Source organism: Mycobacterium sp. E2699 (assembly GCF_001666745.1).
Classification (GTDB): domain Bacteria; phylum Actinomycetota; class Actinomycetes; order Mycobacteriales; family Mycobacteriaceae; genus Mycobacterium.
This window is the reverse complement of record NZ_LZJH01000089.1, coordinates 1-508: the sequence shown is the minus strand read 5'-3', so window position 1 is coordinate 508 and position 508 is coordinate 1. Positions and strand designations below refer to the sequence as shown.

Below are 508 nucleotides of genomic sequence, written 5' to 3'. Positions count from 1 at the left end.
ACTCTCACCGGCGCGCAGCTGGAATGCCTCGATGACGACGAATTCGGCCGCGCCGCTGCGGACCACAGTATCTTCGCCCGCATCTCCCCCGACCAAAAGGCACGGCTGATCACCGCGGCACGCCGCACCGGAAGATCGGTGGGGTTTCTCGGCGACGGGGTCAACGACGCGCTGGCATTGCACGCCGCCGATGTGGGCATCTCCGTCAACAGCGCCACCGACGTGGCCAAGGACGCGGCCGACGTGGTCTTGCTGGAAAAGGACCTGGGGGTGCTGGCCACCGGGGTGGCCACGGGCAGAAGGATTTTCGCCAATACCATCAAGTACGTGTTCATGGGCACATCGAGCAATTTCGGCAACACCTTCAGCGCCGCCGCCGCGTCGGCGTTCTTGCCGTTTCTGCCGATGCTGCCCAGCCAGATCCTGCTGGGCAACCTGCTCTACGACAGCTCGCAGCTGGCGATCCCGACCGACCGGGTCGACGAGGAACAGCTGCAGGCGCCGTCGC

Annotated in this window: 1 protein-coding gene; it reads left to right on the top strand. The window is 65.7% G+C overall.

Translation table 11 applies throughout. From position 1 onward, the window contains the following. A partial coding sequence (locus A5696_RS15755) for an HAD-IC family P-type ATPase (RefSeq protein WP_156738419.1) occupies positions 1 to 508 on the top strand: 508 nt, incomplete at both ends.